A 2528-nucleotide genomic window follows, 5' to 3' on the forward strand; every position below is an offset into this window, starting at 1 on the left:
GTGCAGGGCGGACCGGGTGCGGCGGCGCAGGGCACGCTCGGCACGCTCGTCGCGGTGCTCCAGCCGGCTGAGGCCCGCCTCGAGACCCCCGAGCACGCGGGTCCGCTCCGCGACGACGGCGGGGTTCCAGTCCCGGACCCGGCGGTCGGCCTCGTACGCCTCGGCCGCGGCCAGGACGACCTCGTGCGCGGCCCGGACGGCGGCGTGCTCGGCCGGGGCGTGCTCGGCGACGGTGTGCAGGCTGACGAGGCGCACCCCGGGCAGCGAGCGGACGCCGGGGTCGACGTCGTGCCGGAGGGCCAGGTCGACGACGGTGAGCGGGGACGGGGTGACGACGCGGGCGGCGGCGAGGGCGTCGACACCCAGGACCGCGCCGGCGGCGCCGCTGCAGGCGACGACGAGATCGACGTCTGACACCTCGGCGGCGAGGTCGGCCGACGCCGGCAGCGACCGGACGCCGCGGGCGGCCGCGAACGCGCCGGCGCGACCGGAGGCGGAGTAGACGCGGATGTCGCCGGCGCCGCGGGCCTTGAGGGCGGCCAGCGAGGCACCCGCGTAGGAGCCGGTGCCGATGAGCACGCAGCGCACCGACGGCCAGTCGGGCAGGTGCTGCTCGGCGATGTCGAGCGCGACGCCCACCACGGAGCGGCCGGTCGCGCCCAGGCCGGTGCGCGCCTCGACGGTGCGCGACACCCGGGAGGCCGCCTGGAAGAGCGACTCCAGCCCGGAGGTCGTGACGCGGTCGCGGCGGGCGGCCGTCAGCGCGCGGCGGACCTGCCCGGCGATCTCGCGCTCACCGACCACCATCGAGTCGAGGCCGCTGGCCACGGAGAAGAGGTGGGCCGCCGCGTCGGTGCCGGTGCGGACGCGCAGGTGCTCGGCGACCTGGGTCAGGGTGTAGCCCGACCGCTCGGCGACGGCGTCGGCTGCGGCGTCGCGCGCGGCCGGCGTGTGCGCGGCGTCGTCGACCTCCAGGTACAGCTCGAACCGGTTGCACGTCGCCAGGACGACGGCACCGGACACGGACGCGACCGAGCCCACGAGCTCGGACGCGACAGCCTGGACGTCCGACGAGAGACGTTCCAGCACATCGAGGTCGAGGTCGTGGTGACTGGCGGCGAGGGACAGCAGCACCACGCCCCCGAGTTAATCATCTCGACAATTGTCCGGCACAATCGAGACCGTGAACCTTCCTTCCTCGCACCCCCTGGCCGACGGTCGGACGACGAATTCTTCGCTCGTCCGTGCGTATTCCGGCGAGGTGCCGCAGCGGCGGCCTGTGTGGTTCATGCGGCAGGCCGGACGGTCCCTGCCGGAGTACCGCGAGGCACGCGTCGGCACCGCGATGCTGGACGCCTGCCTCGACCCGGCACTGGCCAGCGAGATCACCCTGCAGCCCGTGCGGCGGCACGACGTGGACGCGGCGATCTTCTTCTCGGACATCGTCGTGCCCCTCAAGCTGGCGGGCGTCGACGTGGAGATCACGCCCGGCGTCGGCCCGGTGATGGGCTCCGCGGTCCGCACGGCCGACGACGTCGCGCGCCTGCGTGACCTCGGCCCCCTGACGCCGGAGGCGCTGCAGCCCGTCTCTGACGGCGTCGCGCTCACGGTCGACGCGCTCGGCGGGACGCCCCTGATCGGGTTCGCCGGTGCCCCCTTCACGCTCGCCGCCTACCTGGTGGAGGGCGGTCCGTCGCGCGACCACCTGGCCGCCCGCACCCTCATGCACGCCGACCCGGCCACGTGGACCGCGCTCACCGAGTGGGCCGCGGACGTCACCGGGGCCTTCCTGCGCGCGCAGGTGCTCGCCGGGGCCAGCGCGACGCAGCTGTTCGACTCCTGGGCGGGCTCGCTCGGCCTGGCCGACTACACGGGCCGCGTCGCACCGGCGTCGAGCCGCGCGCTGAGCCACGTGCAGGACCTCGGTGTGAAGAAGGTGCACTTCGGCACCGGGACCAGCGAGCTGCTGGGCGCCATGCGCGACGTCGGCGCGGACGTCATCGGCGTCGACTACCGCCTGCCGCTGGACGAGGCGAACCGGCGGCTCGGCGGCACCACGCCGCTGCAGGGCAACATCGACCCGGCGCTGCTGGCAGCCCCCTGGCCGGTGCTCGAGGCGCACGTGCGGGACGTCGTCGCGCGCGGCTCGGTCGCCCCCGGGCACGTGGTGAACCTGGGCCACGGGGTGCCGCCGGAGACCGACCCGACCGTCCTGACGCGTGTCGCCGCGCTGGTGCACGGGATCTGATGACCTGGGACGCGGTCGTCGTCGGTGGGGGGATCGCGGGGCTCGTCGCCGCCCGGGAGCTGGCGCGTGACGGCCTGCGGACGCTGGTGCTGGAGCAGCGTGACGCCCCCGGGGGAGCGGTCCGCGGGCACACCGTCGCGGGGCTGCGGCTCGACGCCGGCGCCGAGTCGTTCGCCACTCGCGGCGGCACGGTCGCGGCGCTGCTGACCGAGCTCGGCCTGGCCGACCTCGTCCGGACCCCCGAGCCGCACGGCTCCTGGGTGCACCTGCCGCACGGCGA

The 2528-nt window shown here is 75.7% G+C and carries 3 protein-coding genes; 2 read left to right on the forward strand and 1 reads right to left on the reverse strand.

The window, feature by feature from the left end:
• On the reverse strand, positions 1–1137 hold a 1137-nt coding region (locus tag RYN42_RS20205), incomplete at its 3' end, for a glutamyl-tRNA reductase (protein WP_315099443.1).
• A 46-nt stretch (positions 1138–1183) separates the two neighbouring features.
• On the opposite strand from RYN42_RS20205, the gene hemE reads away from it, so the two are divergent.
• On the forward strand, positions 1184–2248 hold the full coding sequence (gene hemE / locus RYN42_RS20210; RefSeq protein WP_315099446.1) for a uroporphyrinogen decarboxylase: 1065 nt from the start codon (positions 1184–1186) through the stop codon (positions 2246–2248).
• Positions 2248–2528, forward strand: a 281-nt coding sequence (locus tag RYN42_RS20215; protein WP_315099448.1) for an FAD-dependent oxidoreductase, incomplete at its 3' end; no start/stop codon positions are given. The genes hemE and RYN42_RS20215, both read left to right, overlap by 1 nt.

Origin of the sequence: uncultured Cellulomonas sp. (assembly GCF_963527515.1) — a bacterium.
GTDB lineage: Bacteria > Actinomycetota > Actinomycetes > Actinomycetales > Cellulomonadaceae > Cellulomonas.